We start from the raw sequence: 21,030 nt of genomic DNA on the forward strand, positions 1-21,030 counted from the left end.
GTCCGAACCGTTCTTTTGGGTTGTTGAAAATGCATCCGTATTTATAACGGCCAGCTTCCGGTTTCAATCAAATAGCGGGCAAATGCCATCGGTTTTCGGTATGTTTCTTTCCAAACGTCCTCCAAGCCCGCTTCCCGAAAGCCGTAACGTTGGTCGCGGCCGTTGCATTCAATAAAGAATAGCCGGCCATCCCCCGTAATCCCCGCATCAATGCCAAAGTCTGCGGCAAACGGCATATGACGAGAAAGGGATTGGGCCGTTCTTATCGTAAATTCCGCGGTTCGCTCGATCATCTGATCGGGCGAAATGCCGGGAATCGAGTCGCGGAAAATGTCGTGGGCCGGATATGCAGAACCTCCCTGCGCGATATTCGAAACAAAGGTTCGCGGCGGCGATGTTTTTGCGAACATCCCCGTAACTTCCCACTCCCCGCGGAGTCCTCTTTGGACGGTAATCCGGACATCATACGGCCTTCCTCTGTATTGGGCCAGCGGTATCCGCTGCTGGGCGAGAAAGGGAACCCTGCGGATTCTGGCTCGGAGAAGCAATGGCAATTTGTCTTTGGGCAGGCGCACCGTTCTCCAGCCTCTGGCGGAAGGAGAAGAACGGGAAAACGTAAAATAATCATGAAATTCTCCCCGGCAAAGCCGCATAATGCCGAGGCCGACGCTGCCTCGGCAGGGCTTTAGGACGAGGTCGCCATGACGTTGTATCATGGAACGGATCGAAACCGGATCGGCACGGACGGTGTCCGGAAGTGCAGGGCGGATCAACGGGTCCTCCTGCAGCATATGATGAACCGTATCTTTTCCATAGCGGGTTTGTGCATTGTAGATAAATATCCCCCGGGATATAAGCTGTTGTATCTTTTCCAGGGAACCCCTGTCGCGATAGAAGGCCCGATTATGGATGGCTCTCGGAATAGGCACCGTCGCCTTTATATAGCCGGTAGAATTTCGGATGTACGCGACAGCCGTCCCGGCTTCCAGCGAGATGTCCTGCAAGCGGAAATAACAAGGGACCAGTCCGAATGAATTGGCGGCTCCTTCATAATTTAGAACCGATTCCGTTCCGGTCTTACCGCTGGGAATGCCGCGGTGCGTGCTGTCGTTAAACAGGATTCCCACATATTCCAGCTGCATGGACGTCCTCCTTCTCGAACGGGTCGTGAGTCCTTAACGTATATCACAGCTTATGCGAAGGAGAACTGTCCGGTTTGGACGGGTGCCGAGAGCGAATGACTAATCTGTCTTCAATATACATCACCAACAGACATCTTCCAGTACAGGCTAATGAACGATGTGAGAAGGATGTGGAGCTATGAGTTTGCCCAAGGTTGCTGTAGTGACACCGGGGTCTTTTGTTATTCCATCGGGAAGAAGCAGCTCTGTTGAACGGGTTGTCGAACAGACGATGCCCTTGGTTCGGGATATGATAGAGGTTCGGATATATGGCGTTGCGGGAAAAGGACTCCCGTCCAAAGGAACCATTAACGGGGTGCCGTGCTATCGATTGCCGTTTGGATCTTTATACTATCCATCTTTACTACGGAGACTTTACCAGTGGAGGCCGAATGTCGTGGAAGTGCACAACCGCCCAATTCTTGCACTTCGGCTCAAAAAACATCTTCCGGGTGTTAAGGTTATGCTTAATTTGCATTCGAATACGTTTATTCGTCCTCCGCATATAAGCGAACAACGCTTTGGCAAAATTGCAAGCTTGATGGATGGAATCATAGTAAACAGCCGCTTTCTGTTAGAGTATATTGTTTCGCGTCATCCAGGGATAGGACATAAAATAACGATTAATCATCTCGGCGTAAACATTGAGCATTTCACGCCTCCCTTCAGCCCGCTGGCGGCAGCTCTCAAAGAGGCCAGGATAACCCATTATGGATGGAGCGGGCGGCGTATTGTGCTGTTTGCCGGCCGTCTGATCCCAGACAAGGGAGTTCATCATCTGATTGAGGCTCTTCCCAAGATAATTTATAAACACCCTGAGGTACTATTGCTGATCATCGGCAGTGCCTCTTATGGATCGGATCGTGAAACATCTTACGTCCGTGAATTGAAAAATGCAGCCATATCCTATCAGTCTTGGATCACGTTCCTTCCCTTTGTACCTTATCCCGCAATTGCCGATTGGTATGCACTTGCTGACATTGTAGTCGTTCCTTCTTCGTCCAGAGAAGCTTTTGGATTGGTAAATGTGGAAGCAATGGCAGCGGGAGTGCCCGTCATTGCAGCAAGTTCCGGAGGTATTCCGGAAATCGTGAAAAATGGAGTGAACGGTTTTTTGATCCCGTTGGAAGATTTTACGGCCGGTTTAACTGAACGTATAAACGATTTGCTGGAGGATGAGTCCCTTCGGATGCAAGTCGGAATGGCAGGACGCGAATCGGTACGTCAGCGTTTCAGGTGGGACCATACGGCAGAACGATGGAGCCGGTTGATGCAAAATATATAAATGTGGCGGGTACAGTCTATTTCGGAATAGGATACGCTAGTCCTGTTCAATGGAACTCCATACATAGACTGATATTGCGAACAGACCGTACAGATGCCGTTACAGAGCGGGAGCGGGGGCATACAATAAGAATAGATTTTGGGCAGGCTTTTCATTGCTTTTTCTGAAATGGAGGCATAGCAGATGTTTAAAACCGGGTTTCAGGCTGGTTATGACTTAGGATATGAGATTGGAAAAAAACGCGGTTTTCATCCGTTTAACGGGACTAGTATCATTCTGCCGACCTGCCTGCCTGATGAAAATGCAATAACAACCATACGAAAAATAGAGGCCTTAACTCCGCACCCGTATGAATTGATTGTTGCAAACGCCGGATCTTCAGAGGTTACCATGCAATACTTGCGGAAGCGAGTCGGAGCCGTTAGACATATTGCGGCCGGAAACGGCGAAAATATTGTCGGTGTCCTTAACAAGGCGGTTTTCGCTGCACATGGTCAGACATTGGCGGTTTTGATAGGCGTCTCTCCTAACATCGATCAATGGTTGGCTGATCTGATAGCGGAACTCGAGAGAGATTCATCGATGCGAACAATTTATGTTCGTTCTGCTCCCTGCATTCATAATGCGGGCGCGCACTTAACTTCATTATCCGGGGATGAGGATGTCCGTTTTCAATTGAATGTTTGCTGCCTTCTGTTTCGGAAGGGGCTGATATCCGATATTGGCTTGTGGGATGAAAATCTTGGAACCTTGGGGGAAAGCGTCAGTGAATGGTTAAGTCGAATTCCCAAACAAAACAAGTCGATGGTAGAGGCTAGCGATAGATTCATCCGACCGAAGCATTGATCGGATCGTGCATAGGTGTTTGCACCGGGAAGCTTGTTCACGCATATGCTGTATAGCAAGTAATTGAAGGAGGGTTCCAAATTGGAAAATAAAATTAATGATATGGTGGAGCATCTATCGCATTCCCAGCAGCAGATGGCGCGAATCTTTGAAGCTCAGCGGCATGCAGCGGTTCGCATGTCCGAGATCATACATTCGTTACCGGATCACCAACCTGAACCCCCTACTATAAGTTCGTTGCCCAATCCCAAACTTCAATTCCCTGATGAACCGAAATCGCAAGGAGGACAGGTGGAGCAAGTAAATGAAAGCATTGCAGCTTACTTGAACGCGATGGCCGACATGCAGCAGATGGTAGCTGATATTTTCGAGGTCGCCATGAAAGAGCTTAGAGCAAATGAGCAGGCTGAAGAATAGATGAAACCACGTCGGTTGGCATAGGGGGGACGCATATGAGTAAAGAAGAGTCTTTCATGCGCATTTTGGATGCATCGGTTGTGATTCAGCGAAACACCTATCTTATTTTGCGGGGCAAGGCCATGGAAGCGGATAAAGTTCGCCAATGGGTTTTGAAGCAGTATTCGGAGGCGGATGGCGAATTGAAGGAATCGTTATCTATTCATGAGCAGATTGTAGAGCAAATCGAGGGATTGACACGAATCGGAAACGGCTTGTGCCGCAATCTGCGTATTGCCATGGGAACTTCTGATGATCAAAATGCCGACAGTTTAGGGTTTGATGCGCTTAATTTCGGAGATATGGATGGATGAAAGCACGAATACACCGGGAGTATGAGGCTAAAGTCGCTGTTATCTCATCTATTGCAAGAAGTCAGGATGCATTGGCTGGCATTTTGGCTAATATCGCGGAAATATCAGCGCACTCCGATGTTACTGCACGCAAACTCGCCGAGAATATCCGGTTGCTTAGCGCCTATCAATCTGTGATGGCCGAAATGCTGACAGGCATTCGTCTGAATCGCACGAAATTTGGCAAGCCGTCATTACCCTGGTTAAAGCCTGGGTGTACGGCAAACCGAAACGACGATAGGTTGGAGGAGAGGAATCCGGGACTGCGGGAGGATTCGGTATGAAGGCATTAAAGGAGCCATACAAAGACAGCAGGTTGACGCTTCATTCCGGCAGCGGAAAATCGTCGTCAAGGGTCCGGCGCAGCAATGCGATCGCGGGAACTAAACGACGTTACGGCATGAAATTCAGGCAGCGCAAACGTCGCGGTGCCCAAGGGCGTTACGGAATGAGGCGGGAAACCCGGCGAAGACAGTTTGCGTCTCCGGAAAGTCCCAAGGTTTTTTGTCAAGGATATGATCAAGCATACATCGAAGATTTTAAAGCTGGTTTTGCCCAAGGCTACGAAGATGGGGCTTTTGCAGCAGCTACTTCATCAATCCCATACAGACGGTCAAATGTGGAATAGTTGTTTTTCCATAGTTGACCGTTTTTCTTTTTTGTAGGCAATTAAATGATGCACATCGCTCCGCTCGACATAAAATAAGGAAAAGCAAAAAAATGGAGTGAGGGCTAGTGAATCGGACCAGCTCAATAGACAAGCGATTGATTCGAAAAACATGGAGCAAACGAAAATTATATGAATCATTCCAGTTTCTTTCGGCAAAGAAGGCAACGCTTAACCATCGGAAAATGGAGTGCTTAAAAGACTCATATAAAAGCAGTATCTGGAAGCTGGTCATTCATGCCGACAACAATAGCCTTCCCGTCATACTTAAAATTTCTAAAGAACTGAAAAAAGAACGGCCGGAAAGCATCGTTGAAAAAAAAATATATCGTAAAGCGACCCAAGTCCTGCAACCGTTCATGCCCAAAGTGTATTTGACCAAAAAAAACGTAAGCGGCCGCGGATTATGGGTGTTCATGGAATATATCGAACCTCTTGAAGGGAGGGTACAGTATAATCCTGATCATTTTGACAAGATCATTCCCACATTGGCAAAACTCCATGCGATTACGATAGATAAACGATTTTTAGAGCAGGAACACATATTCGCGGATTGGCTGCCCCGATATGATTCCAAGGAAGCACGCAAGGAAAGAATGCGTCTTAATGAATTAACCCGCTACTATCTCGATGAGGCAATGAAGAAGAAAAATCTTCATACGGTAATCAAGCCATATTACTCCTTATTGCAGGCTGTACTGAAGAAAGGGCCCGGATATTTTCCCGAGGTGAGAAAAGCAGGTTGCTCCATTATCCATGGTGATTTGCACACGGCCAATATCGTCTGCCGCAATGTGCATCAGAACGAATGGGACATTAAATTTATCGATTGGGAAGGCGCGAAATATGCTCCTTGCTGGTATGATCTTGTCAATTTGATAGGCGTTTTTTTGGCGTATCGCAAAGAGTGGAAAGATCAAGAAGAGGAGATCACTCATCGCTGCGTGCATTTGTATGCGGATGAGATGAGAAAGAACGGGGTTGTTTTTCATTTGGATCCCGTGAAATTATACGAAATGGCCTATTTGAAAAAAGTACTTGAGAAAAGCTTGTACCTTCAGTTGAATTGGGCAGTAACCGGCAAAAAGGAGGCGAAACTGCTGACCGGATATCTGGAGAAAATAAGAGTGCTGGGGAAAAAACTAGACTTGTATTCATAGGCGTTGATGCCATGCTCGTTTAACATGACCTATTTGCGAATCAATAGTTCAAATATACCCTTCAATCTGTAGAAGACTGGCATAGTATAGACCAAGCTTGTTGATAGAAAGAGGAGGTAAGAAGAGAACAATATAAGGTTGGCCTGCTCGTAAGCGAATCTTATAGCTAAAGTAAGCTTGGATGAGCCCGGTGCTCGTTTTTTTTGCCATTTTTGATGTGCGTCGTTACTCCGTTTTTCCGAGGTGTCACGCTGACCCTTCTCAACATAGGATATAAAAGGATTATGGAGTGGAGGACTATGAATATGGCGAACTTGCATGCTGGTGGTTACGAGCAGGGCAGAAACGATGGATTTAACAAGGGTAAAGAAGACGGGTATGCAAAAGGGCTTGAGGATGCCAAAACATTGCTGGATAACCCGCCGCTTAATGAAATAAGCCTGAAATGGAGAGAACTCCATTGCGCAGAGCAAATTGCTCCCCATTTTGGCTCATCTGTTGTGTTAAACGACAGGAAGATGGAGTGTTTGAAAGAAACATTTAAAAGCGTGATTTGGAAGTTGGAGGTAACGGCGAACGGACGAACGCACCCCATGATTTTAAAAATTTTTAAAGCGCCAATCATTGATCAGAAGCTGATTGAATTGAACATGTATCGTAAGGCCGTTTCGGTGATACCCGATTTGATGCCGGCAATCTATTTTACGGTCGAGGGAATAAACGGTGATGACGTATGGGTGTTTATGGAGTATGTTCCCCAACTGAAAGGCCAAGTCATTTTTACGCCGGATTATTTTGACCGGATTATTCCTTCCTTAGCCAAGCTTCATGCTTTAACCTATAATAATAACTTTTACAGCAAATGGGAAGTTTTTGAGGAGTGGCTTCCTCGATATGAAGGGGAACCGTTGTCATCCGAACGTGTGAAGCATCATGAGAAAACCTTGGAGTATTTGGAAAAAGCAAAGGATCATCCGGAGTTAAAGCAGAGACTGGGTTCTTTTTATAATGATTTGAAGGGCATTTTGAAAAAAGGGCCGATTTATTTCCCTGAGCTGATTCAGGCGGGCAAAAGCATTATCCACAATGATCTGCAGACCCCTAACATGGGATGTCACAATGTAGCTGAACCAAACTGGAGCATTAAATTTTTGGATTGGGAAGGCGCGCGTTTCTCACCTTGCTGGTTCGACATGTTCAATTTGGTAGGCGTGTTTTTTGCTTACCGCAAGGACTGGAGAGCCGACGAAGATTTGGTGATCGAACGATGCTCGAACCTTTATGCCGCCGAGATGCTCAAGTACGGGATCTCCTTCGACAGAAGCCCGATCCAATTGTATAAAATGGCTTATCTGCAACGCGTGCTGGAACGAGGCTTGTATCATCAGCTTCTCTGGGGAGTTGATGGTGCCAAGCCTGCCCATCTGCTGGATGTATATGCGGAGAAAATCAAAGTTTGGGGTAAGGAATTGGGATTGTATTGAAGTTGCTTCATAACTCAAGAAGGAGGGATGTGCATGAATCATGTATTAACCTATCTTGATTTGGCAGATTCTTTGTTGTGTTCCACTCCCACTCGAGCCCAAATTGCCGGAAGCCCTAAGCTTGCCTTCCGTCAAACCTATCAGATCAGAGTGGACAGAACGATGCCCTTTGAATTTATTGCCAATTTAATGCCTCCTTTTTGCAGGTTATGGGAAGCTGACGTTCGCTTTGTTTATTCTGAATACGATGCGGCTTTGACGGGACTTGGCGGAGATATGCAGGCTGATGTTTTCATCATTTGGATAGATTGGCGAATCTATTCACAATCCATGACTGCACAGGAAGCCGTCCATTGGCTGCATGAGAGAATTCAAAAATTACGCGCTGCAACGAATAAACCGATATGGGTAAATAACTGGCCGGAATCCCTCGTAGAAACCGATATCCTGTTCAGTTTTTCTGCGAGCGATCGGGGATGGTTCCGCAAGCTAAACATGCACATATCGGAATGGATTGAACGGAATACGGACTGTATGCTGATTGATTTGGCTGCGCTGGCCCAAGGCTGCCCGGAACCTTTCCACGATTACCGAAATGAAGAAATAAGCAATTATCCGTTTTCAAACGAGGCAACGATTATGGTTTCCCGCCACTTGAGCGTACATCTCCTTCCGGCTGCATTTGCACCACGGCTTAAAGCAATTGCTCTGGACCTTGACGACACCCTATACAACGGGGTTTTGGGAGAAGAGGGGCCGGAAGCGGTATTGCTGACGGAAGGCCATCATCTTTTGCAGAGACTGTTGCTCCGGCTTAAGCAATCCGGGATGCTGCTAACGTTATGCAGCCGTAATGAGGAACAAGATGTAAAAGCCTTGTTTGAGAAGCGGGATGATTTTCCGTTAAAGTGGGATGACTTTGCGGCGGTTTGTGCCAACTGGCGGACGAAAGCGGAAAATCTCGATCGATTGGCGCAGATATTGAATATTGATCCTTCCGCTTTTTTGTTTGTGGATGATAATCCGGCTGAATTATTGAAGATGGCGGCCGCTCGGCCTGAAGTTCATCTTCTTCGGGCCAAGCGAAACGGCATAGAAACAATGAAGGGGTTATGTCATTATCCGGGGCTCTATCAACTTCATCCGGACGATGCGGCTTTATCAAGAACAGCGGATATTCAAGCCAATCAACAGCGGGAGAGAATCCGGCATGAAGCGTCTGATTATAACGCCTATTTAGCCAGTCTGAAGATGCGGATAACGGTTTATGAGAATGATTCTTCCCATGCCAAGCGGCTGTACGAATTAAGCCGTAAAACGAATCAGTTCAACCTCGCTTTAAGGCGTATGACCGAACGCGAAGTAAACGAAGCGATGGATATCAACCATTTTCTAAGTGCTGCCGTTTCTCTCTCGGATGTTTTGTCCGACAGTGGGGTGATCGGTGCCTTTATATGCCGGATCGAAGGAGAGCAAGCGCAATTGATTGAAACGCTTTTTAGCTGCAGAGCGCTCGGCCGGGAGATTGAAACGGTAGCATTCGCTTGGGTATTGGAGAAATTAGCGGCGCGCGGTGTTCAGCATTTGCAAATCGACACCATCCAGGGACCGCGAAACGCTCCCGCTCTGGACTGGTTGAAGCGCTTTGTCGATGACCCTTCAAAACCGCAATCCCTTCATGAACTGTTGAAACGCGTCAAAGCAGCATGCCGTGACCATCCGGCCAAGGTGGAGGTGAAAGCATGAATAATGAGTTGCGCAAGCAAATCGGAAACATTCTGTCCGAGGTGCTGAACACGGCACTGCCGCCGGGTGATAATCCGAAACGTGAGGAAATGCCGAGCTGGGATTCATTGAAGCACATGGAGCTCATTCTTCGTCTTGAAGAGCAATTTAATGTCCGTTTCTCGATCAGAGAGGTAGCCGGAATAAAGAGTCTGCATGATTTAGTTGAGATTATAGAGGTGAAATCGTGAAACATAACATCATGGTAGAGCGCTTCGGGATTCGATTAAGGCCGATTACGATGGACGATGCCGAGTTTATATTCAAGCTGAGGAGAACCCCTGAATTGTCCAAATATATCGGGGAGGTCGACTCCCGATTCTCCGTCCATGAATCGTGGCTGGAGGAGTACTTTCAGCGTGAGGGCGATTATTACTTCTGCATCGAGCTGTTATCAGGTAAGGCGGTCGGCACCATTGCGATCTATAACATTGCCGATCAAACCGGTAACTGGGGCAGGTGGATTATTTCCCCTTTCATTCCGGCCGCGCCAGCCAGCGTGTGGCTTATTTTTCATGTTGCATTTGATATTTTAGGCTTGTCCGGCGTTTATTCGAATACGGTGATTGACAATGCAAGCGTCGTGTCTTTTCATGACCATTGTGGTCTGCCACGTACAGGGATTGAACGCGGCGGTTTAACCATTAGAGGCGTTTCTTATGATATGGTCATCCATACGGCAACCAAGGAAAACTGGCCTATCATTCAGGAACGATTGAAGAAACCGGCTATCATGGCAGAGCGTTTGCTTATGGAAGAGGCCGACGATGATTGATCCGGGGGAAGGATTGGCACGGTCCATTTTCTTGCAAATTCGAGGGCAGCGAACTTTCGCTGTCTTTTTTGTCGCAGAGCCGGGACAGCCATCCATGCAGCATCCGAATTCCAGGGCGATCAACCTTATAAAAAAATGATGTTTGACATGGGTAATATGACTGATGAAACCGCCGTTTCTCTTCCGAAACAACTTCATATTCTAATAAGTAAAGTGGATTGGCTATGGATGCGTCCGAATCATGGATACTAGTATCGTACACCGATAACCATGACCCTCTTATAACCCAAAGTGTTGATGTCCATTAATTCACATGAAATTGTTTCCTTAAGAAAGGACGGTTAAGAAGATGGATGAAATCATGCAAAAAATAAGGAATCGGACAGCGACAGCAGCCGTAATCGGTCTCGGTTACGTCGGACTTTCCGTGGCCGTTGAAGCTGCGCGAGCCGGTTATTTGGTGCACGGTATCGATATAGATCAGGATAAGGTGAGTCAACTGCAAAGCGGGAAATCGTATGTAACGGACATTAAAGATGAAGACATTCAAACGTTGATTCATCAACGTCTGCTTGTTACGGATGAGTTCTCTCTGATCGCGGAAGCCAATATTGTGATCATCTGCTTGCCGACGCCGCTGAATAAAACCAGGGAACCGGATGTGTCCATGATTTCATCCGCCGTTGATTCGATCCTCCGGTATTTGACGAAAGATACGCTTATCATTTTAGAAAGTACAACCTATCCGGGAACGACCGAAGAATTAATCCAGAAGGTTATCGAGGATCAGAAAGGATGGAAGGCGGGGGAAGATTTTTTCGTATGTTATTCCCCTGAGAGAATCGATCCCGGAAACCGTACATTCAATGTTAAAAACACTCCCAAAATTATTGGAGGAATCTCGTCTGCATGCGTGGAGCTTGGGGCTCGGTTTTACGGCTCCTTCCTGCAAAACGTGATCCCCGTAAGCTCAACGGCTGCTGCTGAAATGGTCAAATTATTGGAAAATACGTTTCGCAGCGTCAACATTGCGCTCGTCAATGAACTGACGTTGATGTGCGATCGTATGGGGATTAACATATGGGAGGTAATCGATGCAGCCTCGAGCAAGCCTTTTGGGTATATTCCTTTTTTCCGGGGCCGGGCATAGGAGGGCATTGCATACCGATTGATCCTATCTATTTGTCATGGAGAGCCAAAATGTTCGGATTCCATAACAAGTTCATTGAATTAGCCGATGACATCAATAGCAGCATGCCCAGATATGTGGTGGCCCAAATGGCAGATATACTCAATCGCGAAGGAAAACCTCTTAAAAACTCCAATATTTTATGCATCGGCATGGCCTATAAAAAAGATATTAACGATCTTCGCGAATCTCCTGCCTTCGAAGTGTTCAAGCTTCTCCAGCAAAAAGAGGCGAAAGTAACCTATCATGACCCCCACATTCCTTTTTTTAAAAACGATGACCAAACGATATATTCTGTTGAGCTGACATCGAAAGCAATCGCAGAGGCTGATCTCGTTGTCATCATAACCGATCACAGCTCGATCGATTATCCTTTTATAACGGATAACGCTGCTTTACTCTATGACACCAGAAACGTGACCAAGGCCTTAGAGGGAAATATTGTGTTGCTTGGCGGTCACAGGAGATATGAGAAGCACACCTCTCCGGCAGGAAATGGTTCAGACGGGCATGGAGGGAGGAGCGGCATTGATTGATGTTGTCATATGCGTGCATAACCAGCTGGATGCAGTAAAGAAATGCCTTGACTCTGTCCGGCGTACTAAAACGACTCAAGATTTCAACTTGATTGTGATCGACGACGGCAGTGACCAGACGACGAGACAATATTTAGGGGAGTTCTCCAAGCGTTATCCTTGCACGATTATAAGAAACGAGAAAGCGCGGGGATATACCGCCTCTGCTAACCAGGGGTTAAAGCAGTCAACTTCCCGTTACTGCATACTCTTAAATAGCGATACGATCGTTCCCCCCCATTGGCTGGACAGATTAACGGAAACGATGGAGTCGGATCAAAGAATCGGAATCGTCGGACCGCTGTCCAATGCCGCCAGCTGGCAGTCCGTACCGAGCATGGACAGCAGCAAAAATGGATTGGGGCCCAATATGACGTTGGATCAGATGGCTGAGCTTGTGTACCAGGCTTCGGAGAAGATATTTCCCAGAGCGATGTTTTTAAACGGCTTTTGCCTGATGATTAAGAGAGAAGTCATCGAACGAATCGGCTATCTGGATGAAACTAATTTTCCTATCGGATACGGGGAAGAGGATGATTATTGTCTTCGCGCCCGAGGCGCCAACTTTAAATTGAAAATTGCTACGCATTGTTATATTTTCCATCAGAAATCGGCCAGTTTCGGCTCGGCACGAAGGTTGCAATTGGCCCGAAGCGGTAAAGCTGCCCTTTTTCGAAAACATGGCATGAAAGAAGTAAAGCGATCCATACAAAAAATGGTCGATCATCAGCATCTTAAAGAGACCAGGGCCAAAATAAAATGGCTGTTAGAATGCAAGCAGCAAATTCATAAAGGAAAACAGAAGAAGAATGTAATTTATACCGCCATAACCGGAAATTATGACAGGCTTCAGGCTCCTGTACGCAAGAGCAAAAATTGCGACTATTATTGTTTTACCGATAATCCTTTGTTGAGATCATCCTCCTGGAAAATCATTGTTCTGGGTAAGATATTTGCCGATCCGGCAAGGCAAGCACGATGGGTGAAAATTATGCCGCATCTATTTTTTCAAGATTATGAACATAGCGTTTGGGTAGACGGAAACATTAGGGTGATCGGAGATATCGATGCTTTTATCGAAAAATACAGTTCTCCATTTCCGTCCGCGTTCTATAAACACTCTCTCCGAAATTGTATATATAAAGAAGCCGAGGCGTGCATAACTTTGAAGAAGGATAAGAAAGATGTGATTTTAAAACAGATTTCGAAGTATAAGAAGGCGGGATACCCTCCGGGCAATGGACTGATTGAATCCGGAGTCATTCTCAGGCGCCACAATGATGCCGGCGTGATTCAAACCATGACCGCCTGGTGGAGGCAAATTATAAGTTACAGCAAGCGGGATCAGATCAGTTTTAATTACATTGCATGGAAAACCAAGACTCCATTTACCCTCATTGATGATAATATCCGTGATAACAAGTTTTTTAAATGGAGCAAACACCACCAAAAGTCGACAGTGGACCGAAAGAAGACTGGAAGAAGGCGCTGACGACCATAAGCATATGTAATTGGGGCGGTTGAAAAACAACCTGCCCCATTTATTTGTCCGGAACCTTTGTTTCACGTTCTTGCGATCAATGGCCACTCCACAATTTGCTAATGATTTCATCTTTATGCAGCTCGTCTAATACAATTTCTTGAATAGATGAGGGTTTCATTGGAAGCCTATGCTGTCTAATTACCCCCCCAATGTAGGAATGGAGGCCATGCGGGAACATGGCGTCCATGTAGTAGAGTTCCTCAAAAGATCTGCCGTCCGAAAATCGTGAAAAGTAAATTTCGTACATAGAAGACAACAAGATTTTGGGCAATAAAGAACGAATATCCTTCACGGGAGAATCCACTTTCGAATGTTCCAAATCAATGAGCCATACATCGCCGGATTTCGTATTTATCGCATTCCTATGGGTTAAATCGCCATGCACCAGCCATTTCTTTTCATTCACCTTTCTGAAATGGTCCTCCAGAGCTCCGATTCTTTTTGTAGAGACTTTCAGGCTTTTTTTGGCCAATTGTATACACGGTCGAATCTGCGGCAGAGCGTAGTCTTGTTCCCATTGTTTCAATTGGTTTAATTTTATTTCGTAATCGGCAACCCACTCTTTAGCGCGGGCCACCGGGCTGGTCAGGTTCTTTCGATAGGCTGGCCACGAATGGGGCGGACGGGCCTGTTGATGGAAATCCCCAATGGCTTTCGTTCGTTCGAGTACGGTAGCCGTTTGGCCATGAATGTACCTGCATAAAAAATAAACCCGATTATTCAGCTTTACGCATAATTTCCGCCGGTTGGTCGAAATAATCTCGGGAACATTCAACCCTTGAAGGGACAGATCGTACTGAAGATAAATGGAAGGAATGAGAGAGGGATTTGTTTTGAGATCGCTTTTTAAAATATATGTCCCGTACTTGTCGATTACTTTCCATACTGTTTTGTCCGGTTCGTTCTGAATCCATTCGATATTCGGGCGGTGAAGCTCATAATGTTGGCTCAGTACGGATAAGGCCTGATTCAATAAACGCATCGTATCACCCTTTTCGCGAAAATGTTCTTAAAGGTCATAAAGGAGCTTCTTCCAATTAGCGGCACAGTGTTTGAGCGTATGGTGCTTCTTCACGATGGCTAAAGCTTTTTTGGCAATGGATCTGCGCAGTTGCGGGTCATTGATCATTTCTTGAATTCCCAGATACCATCCCTGTTTGGAATGGGGTACGAAATAACCGGTTTGTTTATGGATAACGCAATCCCGATACGCAGGAGATAGGGAGTATATACCCGGAATATGGCAGGCGGCATAATCGCGGAATTTCACATTGCTCTTGCAATGGTAGAAAAAATGGTCTTCCATCGGGGCCAAACCGATATCCCAGTTGGCTTGAAACAATTCTTTCATGAACCGGCCGTAGTTCTCGTTATGTTTTATATGTTTTACATTAGGGTAGCCTATCAACTCCGAGGGACAATAGCCGTAAAACTCCAACCGGATGCGGTTTCCGTATTCTTTCATTATTTTTTTCATGGCGGCTATGACAGGTTGGAAAGAACTTTCTTTCTTGGCGCCTTCATATCCGATGACGAGCGTCCCGTCATGCTTCGTTCTTCTGCTCCATGGCTTGAAATAAGAGAAATCAATACATCCTGGAAAATATATCGCATTGGGGTTGTACTGCTGTCGGATCAACTCATGCATGATCGGGGATTCAACCTTAACAACATGCGCTGTCTTTAAAAAGGCGATGCAGGTCTTTTGATATGAGGGTTGGGTGTATAACTGGCCTAAGCGGGTAGTGGCTGGAATCGCAAGGAAGTGATCGTCGAGGACGTAAATGATCTTCTTCCCCATCCGTTGTGCCCACTCCAAGCACCGGAGCGTATCGGGTTCGATGCTTCTCAGAAATATGATGATGTCGAAGGCGGCCATCGAGGACCTGGTTACCTGTTTATGTGATTTGATATCAAAGGTGCAGCGCCCCAATTCTTGCAGATAACGAAGAGGTTGAAACAGAATGATCTGGTACGATGTGGATCGTTCCGAACCGATAATGAGTATTTTTACCACCGAAATGACCTCCGATCGCGATGATGAACACCTGGAACGTGAACCTATGCGAGGATGATTGTAAACGCATCACCTCAAAAAAAGTGCTTGCTCTCAACACAAAAGAAGAGAGCAAGCAGATGACTGGATGGAGACAAAAAATGTTAGAACAAATTGTTGTCCAGGCCTGTAATGGATATTTGTGTAGGCTGGTTGCCCGTAAACCGGTTCCCGAATGCTGTATTTTTACTGCCTGAAATGGATAGACCAAAGTTTTGGTTGAGCTCCATCTCGTTGAATTGCACACTGCTAAAGTTTGAGTTTAGGGATATACCGGCTTGCGTGTTTTCATCCAAGTCGTTTCCGCCCAGAATTCCGTTCGCTCCGGTGACGCTGACAATGATCCCGTTTCCTATGTTTTTTTCTGCCAGGTTGCGGAGCAATACGGGGTTTTCCGAGGCAATGCCTATCCCGTCCATATTGTTAAGCGTCGCCGTATTGCCATAAATGAAATTGTTGTTCGATCCAGTAATGGATATGCCGAGAAAGCCGTTGTCGGAAACAACATTTCCGACAACCGCATTGTCTGAACCGCCGATCGTTATTCCGGAGCCTGTGTTTTTACCGACTGCATTTTGCACGATCCAGTTATGTGAGCTTGCTACATAAATACCTGAAAAGCTGCCGGCATGTTCTACCTTGTTTCTCCAGACCACGTGTCCGGTACCAATATTAAGGGCAATGCCGACACCATTCGTGTGGTTGATGGCGTTCCCGACGATGCGGTGATTCGAACCCGCAACAACAATAATGCCGAAAGAGGGAGCGGTGTAATTTTGAATCGAAAATCCGTTAATTTCGACACCCGAGTCAGCGGTGATAACGAAAGCGGCATTAGCCCCATTGGATCCATCGCGTACTGCTCCACCTTCATTTTTAGCGATTACTTTGACATTCGAAACGGATATCGTGACCGCCGGCTCCGGATACGTTCCGTTGTGTACCAATACAATATCACCGGCAACGGCTTGAGCTACCGCATTGGCAATCGGGGTACCTGTTGGTGAAGGAAAAACTGAAATCGTGGCCATTATATCCGCCTCCTCATACTGGTATAGCAGGATTATTTTTAATCTATTAATAGTAAATGCATTGGATGAGAATGATGTACAGGCAGATGGATGAGACGAAACGCACATTTTGCAATAACAAGTAGAAGGATAGGTTGCGATGGACGTTCCGAACCGATTATCGTGCATGGCAAACATTTGTTGCAAAAAAAATCGGCTCTCAACACAAAGGTTGAGAGCCGGCAATTGGGTTAGAACAAATTGTTGTCCAGACCCGTAATGGAAATTTGGGTAGGCTGGTTGCCCGTAAACCGGTTTCCGAATGCGGTATTATCATTACCGGAAATGGACAAACCAAAGTTTTGGTTGAGCTCCATCTCGTTGAATTGCACGCTGCTAAAGTTTGAGGTTAGGGATATCCCGGCTTGCGTGTTTTCATCGGAGTCGTTTCCGCCCAGAATTCCGTTTGTTCCAGAGACGATGATCCCGTTTCCTATGTTTTTTTCTGCCAAATTGCGGAGCAGTACGGCATTTGCCGAGATAACGCCCATCCCGCCCAATTTATTAAGCGTCGCCGTATTGCCATAAATGAAATTGTTGTTCGATCCATTAACGGATATGCCGACAATGCCATTATCGGAAACAGTATTTCCGACAACCGCATTGTCTGAACCGCCGATCACTATTCCGGAGCCCGTGTTTTTGCCGGCTGCATTTTGCGCGATCCAGTTATATGAGTCTGATACAAAAATACCTGCAAGGCCGCCGGCATGTTCTACCTTGTTTCTCCAGACCACGTGTCCGGTACCAACATTAAGGTTAATGCCGATACCGCTTATGTTGTTGATGGCGTTCCCGACGATGCGGTGATTCGAACCCGCAACAACAATAATGCCGGCAACGGCAGCGGTGTAATTTTGAATCGAAAATCCGTTAATTTCGACACCTGTGCCAGCGGAAATAATGAAAGCGGCAGCAGTCCCATTGGATCCATCGCGTATCGCTCCCCCTTCATTTTTAGCGATTACTTTGACATTCGAAACGGATACCGTGACCGCCGGCTCCGTATAGATTCCGTTGTGCACCAATACAATATCGCCGGCAACGGCTTGAGCTACCGCATTGGCAATCGGTGTGCCTGTAGGTGAAGGAAAGACTGAAATCGTGGCCATTTCTTCTGCCTCCTTTGTAAAACGGATTGATAAAAACTTTTAATCTACTAACAGTTAATGCAATGTAGAAGAGTTATGTACAGGCAGATGGATGAGATAAAATGCATATTTTGAAACGTTTAATAGAAAAAATAGGTTAACGTGGATCCTTTCTAAACCTTTGATGAATGTTAAACGCCCGCTGCCCCAAAAAAAGTGCCTGCTCTCTACACGAGGTAGAGAGCAAGCAGATGGATTGGCTATAGCCAAGGAGTTGCTTTAGAACAAATTGTTGTCCACACCAGTAATCGAAATTTGAGTAGGCTGGTTGCCTGAGAACTGGTTTCCGAATGCGGTATTTTCATTACCGGAAATGGACAAACCAAAGTTTTGGTTGAGCTCCATCTCGTTGAATTGAACGCTGCTAAAGTTTGAGGTTACGGATATCCCGGCTTGAGTGTTCTCCTCCGAATCGTTTCCGCCCAAGATTCCGTTCGTGCCGCCGATGACGATCCCGTTTCCTGTATTTTTTTCTACCTGGTTACGGAGCAGAACGGCATCGGTTGAGGTTACGTTAATTCCTCCAGTTCCGTTAAGCGTAACCGTGTTTCCATAGATGAAATGGTTTGCTGCTGTACTCGATATGCCGTAACTGTCATTCTCAGAAGCAACATTGCCGACAGCTGCGTTGTTTGCGCCGGCCAACAAGATTCCGGGGCCCGTATTATCGGTGACTACATTTTGCGCGATCCAGCTGCTGGCACTTCCTACATTAATACCCGCGGCGCCACCGGCATTTTGCACATTATTTCTCCAAGCCAGGTGCCCGGTACCGCCAGTAAGATCGATTCCAATCCCTCCTGCATTTATGACGGTGTTTCCAATAATGCGGTGGTTCGAGCCGGTAGTAACATCAATGCCGTCAGCAGTATAGTTCCGAATGACGAATCCGTTGATTTCAACACCCGAAGCAGCTGTGACGATAAAAGCACTGGCTACAGCATTGGCTCCTTCACGTATCGCTGCACCTTCATTCTTGGCTATCACTTTAACATTGGCAACGGATACCGTAACGGCCGCTTCCGGATACGTTCCCTCGTGTACCAATACAACGTCGCCGGCGCGGCTATATTTACCGCATTTGCAATCGGTGTTCCCGTTGGCGAAGGAAAGACATGAATTGTGGCCATATATTAACCTCCTAAAATGATTTGATTAAGATTTTCTTAATCTAGTAACAGTTAATGCATGGAGAAAGAGTTTTGTACAAGGCAGATGAATGAGAAAAAGAGCACATTTTGAAATATATGGAAGGAAAAATAGGGTTCCTGTCCACTCCTTATAAGTCATGTTGTATTTTATTCAAGAAAAATAGAATGGTATGTTCGTTAGTCTCTAGGGTAGTTACCAGTTTCGTTTTTTTCGCCTTAAGGTACGAATGCCGTTACAGGATAAAAAACCATACATAATATGAGGGGAGAAGTTCCTTATCATATAAGAATTTCAATCAAAACACGTTTCTTATTACAAACTTGGCAGGTGAGAAACATGTTGAAACGAATTCCTGCGAGCCCCTCAAAGCGTCTAACAAGACGGCAAAATCCGTCCATGATCCGTAATTCGGAAATCCCCAAGGTATCAGTCATCATTCCTGCCATGAATGAAAGGAAGACCATTGCGGCTGTAATCCATCAAGCCTACCAGGTGCATCCCGAGACGGAGATCATCGTCGTTGCCAACGGTTCCACGGACGGCACGGCCGAGATTGCGCAAAAGGTCGGCGCGAAAGTCATCCGTATTCCCCATTCACTGGGACAGGATGTAGGCCGAAGCATCGGTGCCAAAGAGGCCAAGGGGGACATCCTGCTGTTTACCGATGCGGATATCGTAATTAAAACCAAGGATTTCATACCCTTGATAAGAGCGGTTGAAGACGGCGTGGATGTAGCCTTAAACAAGTATTTGGGACCGACCCGTAAGATGCACGTTCACAGCGTTGTACTTGCCAAGCATGCCTTAAATATTTTGGTCTCCAATCCCGGGCTGAAAGGTGCATCCTTAACGACGATCCCGCATGCGATGAGCCGCTGTGCCAGGGATCTGATCGGCATTGAAAATTTGGCTGTTCCTCCGAAGGCGATGGCTGTTGCCGTATATCATGGGCTGAAAGTTCGGGGTGTTCATGAAATCGACGTTGGAACCAGCAACCCCAGAAGAGGGAGAACCAGAGGAAACGATCCCCTTGAAGTCCTAATCGTCGGCGATCATTTGGAGGCTATAGATTGGTTTATTTCCAAAGCCGGCGCGCGGGGCAATCGGCCAGATCTTAAACGTTTCAGAGAAAGCGTGTTGTGATCCGATGATGATTAAAAAACGGAGACGAATCAGGAAGAGGAACTCAAATTTCCGGAGAAGAAAACTCAAACGAACCGGAACATCAATCAACAGGAAAAAACGGAATGATCGTAACTTTCGATTCCAACCTTCCGCAATGAAACCGTTGAATGCAGAAGATATCCCGAGCGTGTGGAAGGAAAATGCTTATTCAGCCGGTTTTCAGGCGGCGATCGCAGCCGAAAGCGCACATTCGGTTGAGAAGGAGTCTGAAGCGCACAAGATGAGTCCTTATCAACAAATAAACAAGAGTTGGAATCGCTGGCATCATTCCGTAAAACAACGGTCATGGCCGTTTTACTTCGCTGCCGCTGCCAAATTTGCGGAAGGATACTGCAAACATGCAAAAGTGTATTTCGGCAATCGCGTATTGCTTCCGACAGATAAAACGGTGGCTGCGATCGTTATGGTCATGAATGAAAAGGATACCATTCTTCAAGTAATCGAACAACTGCAGCGGATGCCGTTGCATGAAATGATATTTGTGGTGAACGGATCAACGGATGAGAGCTTTGAAATGATCCGAAACCAATCGGATGCCACCATCGTTCATTACCAGCGTGCTTTAGGTCACGATGTTGGCAGGGCTATAGGGGCGAAGCTGGCCGATTCCGACATTCTGCTATTTTTGGACGGCGATTTTCCGGTGATGGCGGAACAACTCGTACCTTTTATAGATGCGATAGAAAGAGGAACGGATATTGCATTAAACAATATTACTCCTTATATCGGCTTATTCTCCGGCCGGGATGCCGTAACCACCGTCAAAGAATTTTTAAACCGGTCGATGTCGAGGGGGGACCTTGAAGCCAATTCGCTGACTGCCGTTCCGCATGCAATGAGGAAGGAAGCGGCAGGCATGATCGGATACGGTAACCTCGCGATCCCTCCGAAAGCGCAGGTCATTGCCATAGAGAAGGGACTGTCCATAAGCGCGCCCGCCAGCGTGGATGTCATTACAAGGAATCGGATTAGAGCCCGGAATGTCGGTCCTAATAACGTCGTTTCCGACATGATCATCGGAGACCATATCGAAGCTTTAAAGGCGGTAATCGATTCGAAAGGCTCAAGGTTATCGTTTCCGGATCAGATTAGGCACCGCCAAATAATCAGGGTATGA

At 46.5% G+C, this 21,030-nt stretch carries 22 protein-coding genes; 16 read left to right on the forward strand and 6 right to left on the reverse strand.

All coding sequences use genetic code 11. The features are described 5' to 3' along the window. Nucleotides 1-41: 41 nt before the first annotated feature. Complete coding sequence (locus tag XI25_RS09480; protein WP_046678340.1) at nucleotides 42-1,142, reverse strand: YheC/YheD family endospore coat-associated protein; 1,101 nt, start codon at nucleotides 1,140-1,142, stop codon at nucleotides 42-44. A gap of 289 nt (nucleotides 1,143-1,431) precedes the next feature. Here XI25_RS09480 and XI25_RS09485 point away from each other — a divergent pair, with 289 nt between their 5' ends. The 14 genes from XI25_RS09485 to XI25_RS09545 all read left to right on the forward strand — a co-directional run bounded on the left by XI25_RS09485 (nucleotide 1,432) and on the right by XI25_RS09545 (nucleotide 13,248). Then, nucleotides 1,432-2,466: a glycosyltransferase family 4 protein gene (locus tag XI25_RS09485; protein WP_327204755.1), complete on the forward strand. Its 1,035-nt coding sequence runs from the start codon at nucleotides 1,432-1,434 to the stop codon at nucleotides 2,464-2,466. Between the two features lie 183 nt (nucleotides 2,467-2,649). Then, nucleotides 2,650-3,312, forward strand: a complete 663-nt coding sequence (locus tag XI25_RS09490; RefSeq protein ID WP_052759539.1) for a glycosyltransferase family 2 protein — start codon at nucleotides 2,650-2,652, stop codon at nucleotides 3,310-3,312. 81 nt (nucleotides 3,313-3,393) lie between these two features. Then, a complete protein-coding gene (locus tag XI25_RS09495) occupies nucleotides 3,394-3,729 on the forward strand; it encodes a hypothetical protein (protein WP_046678342.1) in 336 nt (111 codons plus the stop codon). A 35-nt stretch (nucleotides 3,730-3,764) separates the two neighbouring features. Further along, complete coding sequence (locus XI25_RS09500) at nucleotides 3,765-4,082, forward strand: hypothetical protein (RefSeq protein ID WP_046678343.1); 318 nt, start codon at nucleotides 3,765-3,767, stop codon at nucleotides 4,080-4,082. After that, nucleotides 4,079-4,405, forward strand: coding sequence for a hypothetical protein (locus XI25_RS09505; RefSeq protein WP_046678344.1), 327 nt, complete (start codon nucleotides 4,079-4,081; stop codon nucleotides 4,403-4,405). The genes XI25_RS09500 and XI25_RS09505 overlap by 4 nt, the downstream gene beginning before the upstream one ends. After that, nucleotides 4,402-4,749, forward strand: a complete 348-nt coding sequence (locus XI25_RS09510; RefSeq protein ID WP_046678345.1) for a hypothetical protein — start codon at nucleotides 4,402-4,404, stop codon at nucleotides 4,747-4,749. The genes XI25_RS09505 and XI25_RS09510 overlap by 4 nt, the downstream gene beginning before the upstream one ends. A gap of 107 nt (nucleotides 4,750-4,856) precedes the next feature. Continuing rightward, nucleotides 4,857-5,948: an aminoglycoside phosphotransferase family protein gene (locus tag XI25_RS09515; protein WP_046678346.1), complete on the forward strand. Its 1,092-nt coding sequence runs from the start codon at nucleotides 4,857-4,859 to the stop codon at nucleotides 5,946-5,948. Between the two features lie 305 nt (nucleotides 5,949-6,253). Continuing rightward, nucleotides 6,254-7,432: a phosphotransferase gene (locus XI25_RS09520; protein WP_046678347.1), complete on the forward strand. Its 1,179-nt coding sequence runs from the start codon at nucleotides 6,254-6,256 to the stop codon at nucleotides 7,430-7,432. 33 nt (nucleotides 7,433-7,465) lie between these two features. Next, complete coding sequence (locus XI25_RS09525; protein WP_046678348.1) at nucleotides 7,466-9,178, forward strand: HAD-IIIC family phosphatase; 1,713 nt, start codon at nucleotides 7,466-7,468, stop codon at nucleotides 9,176-9,178. Then, nucleotides 9,175-9,408 carry an acyl carrier protein gene (locus XI25_RS09530; protein ID WP_046678349.1) on the forward strand — a complete coding sequence of 78 codons (234 nt, stop codon included), beginning with the start codon at nucleotides 9,175-9,177 and terminating at the stop codon, nucleotides 9,406-9,408. The genes XI25_RS09525 and XI25_RS09530 overlap by 4 nt, the downstream gene beginning before the upstream one ends. Next, nucleotides 9,405-9,992: a GNAT family N-acetyltransferase gene (locus XI25_RS09535; protein ID WP_046678350.1), complete on the forward strand. Its 588-nt coding sequence runs from the start codon at nucleotides 9,405-9,407 to the stop codon at nucleotides 9,990-9,992. The genes XI25_RS09530 and XI25_RS09535 overlap by 4 nt, the downstream gene beginning before the upstream one ends. A 349-nt stretch (nucleotides 9,993-10,341) precedes the next feature. Further along, nucleotides 10,342-11,142, forward strand: coding sequence for a nucleotide sugar dehydrogenase (locus XI25_RS34455; protein ID WP_268794484.1), 801 nt, complete (start codon nucleotides 10,342-10,344; stop codon nucleotides 11,140-11,142). Nucleotides 11,143-11,192: 50 nt separating this feature from the next. Further along, nucleotides 11,193-11,717, forward strand: coding sequence for a UDP binding domain-containing protein (locus tag XI25_RS34460; protein WP_235439798.1), 525 nt, complete (start codon nucleotides 11,193-11,195; stop codon nucleotides 11,715-11,717). Next, nucleotides 11,650-13,248 carry a glycosyltransferase gene (locus XI25_RS09545; RefSeq protein WP_235439780.1) on the forward strand — a complete coding sequence of 533 codons (1,599 nt, stop codon included), beginning with the start codon at nucleotides 11,650-11,652 and terminating at the stop codon, nucleotides 13,246-13,248. The genes XI25_RS34460 and XI25_RS09545 overlap by 68 nt, the downstream gene beginning before the upstream one ends. 85 nt (nucleotides 13,249-13,333) lie before the next feature. Here the strand turns inward: XI25_RS09545 and XI25_RS09550 are convergent, their stop codons facing one another. The 5 genes from XI25_RS09550 to XI25_RS09570 all read right to left on the reverse strand — a co-directional run bounded on the left by XI25_RS09550 (nucleotide 13,334) and on the right by XI25_RS09570 (nucleotide 18,623). Continuing rightward, nucleotides 13,334-14,281: a phosphotransferase gene (locus XI25_RS09550; RefSeq protein ID WP_046678351.1), complete on the reverse strand. Its 948-nt coding sequence runs from the start codon at nucleotides 14,279-14,281 to the stop codon at nucleotides 13,334-13,336. Nucleotides 14,282-14,308: 27 nt separating this feature from the next. After that, nucleotides 14,309-15,316, reverse strand: coding sequence for a glycosyltransferase family protein (locus XI25_RS09555; RefSeq protein WP_046678352.1), 1,008 nt, complete (start codon nucleotides 15,314-15,316; stop codon nucleotides 14,309-14,311). A 143-nt stretch (nucleotides 15,317-15,459) separates the two neighbouring features. Further along, the gene (locus XI25_RS09560) at nucleotides 15,460-16,563 is read right to left on the reverse strand and encodes a right-handed parallel beta-helix repeat-containing protein (RefSeq protein WP_235439799.1); all 1,104 of its coding nucleotides are present in this window, start codon (nucleotides 16,561-16,563) and stop codon (nucleotides 15,460-15,462) included. A gap of 53 nt (nucleotides 16,564-16,616) precedes the next feature. After that, complete coding sequence (locus XI25_RS09565; protein WP_046678354.1) at nucleotides 16,617-17,537, reverse strand: right-handed parallel beta-helix repeat-containing protein; 921 nt, start codon at nucleotides 17,535-17,537, stop codon at nucleotides 16,617-16,619. A gap of 258 nt (nucleotides 17,538-17,795) precedes the next feature. Further along, nucleotides 17,796-18,623, reverse strand: a complete 828-nt coding sequence (locus XI25_RS09570; RefSeq protein ID WP_235439781.1) for a right-handed parallel beta-helix repeat-containing protein — start codon at nucleotides 18,621-18,623, stop codon at nucleotides 17,796-17,798. A gap of 441 nt (nucleotides 18,624-19,064) precedes the next feature. On the opposite strand from XI25_RS09570, the gene XI25_RS09575 reads away from it, so the two are divergent. Continuing rightward, entirely contained in the window at nucleotides 19,065-19,871 is an 807-nt protein-coding gene (locus XI25_RS09575) for a glycosyltransferase family 2 protein (RefSeq protein WP_046678355.1), read from the forward strand. A gap of 169 nt (nucleotides 19,872-20,040) precedes the next feature. After that, a complete protein-coding gene (locus XI25_RS09580) occupies nucleotides 20,041-21,030 on the forward strand; it encodes a glycosyltransferase family 2 protein (RefSeq protein ID WP_235439782.1) in 990 nt (329 codons plus the stop codon).

The sequence above is a fragment of the Paenibacillus sp. DMB20 genome, from assembly GCF_000987955.1.
In the GTDB taxonomy this organism is placed as follows: Bacteria; Bacillota; Bacilli; order Paenibacillales; family Paenibacillaceae; genus Paenibacillus_AQ.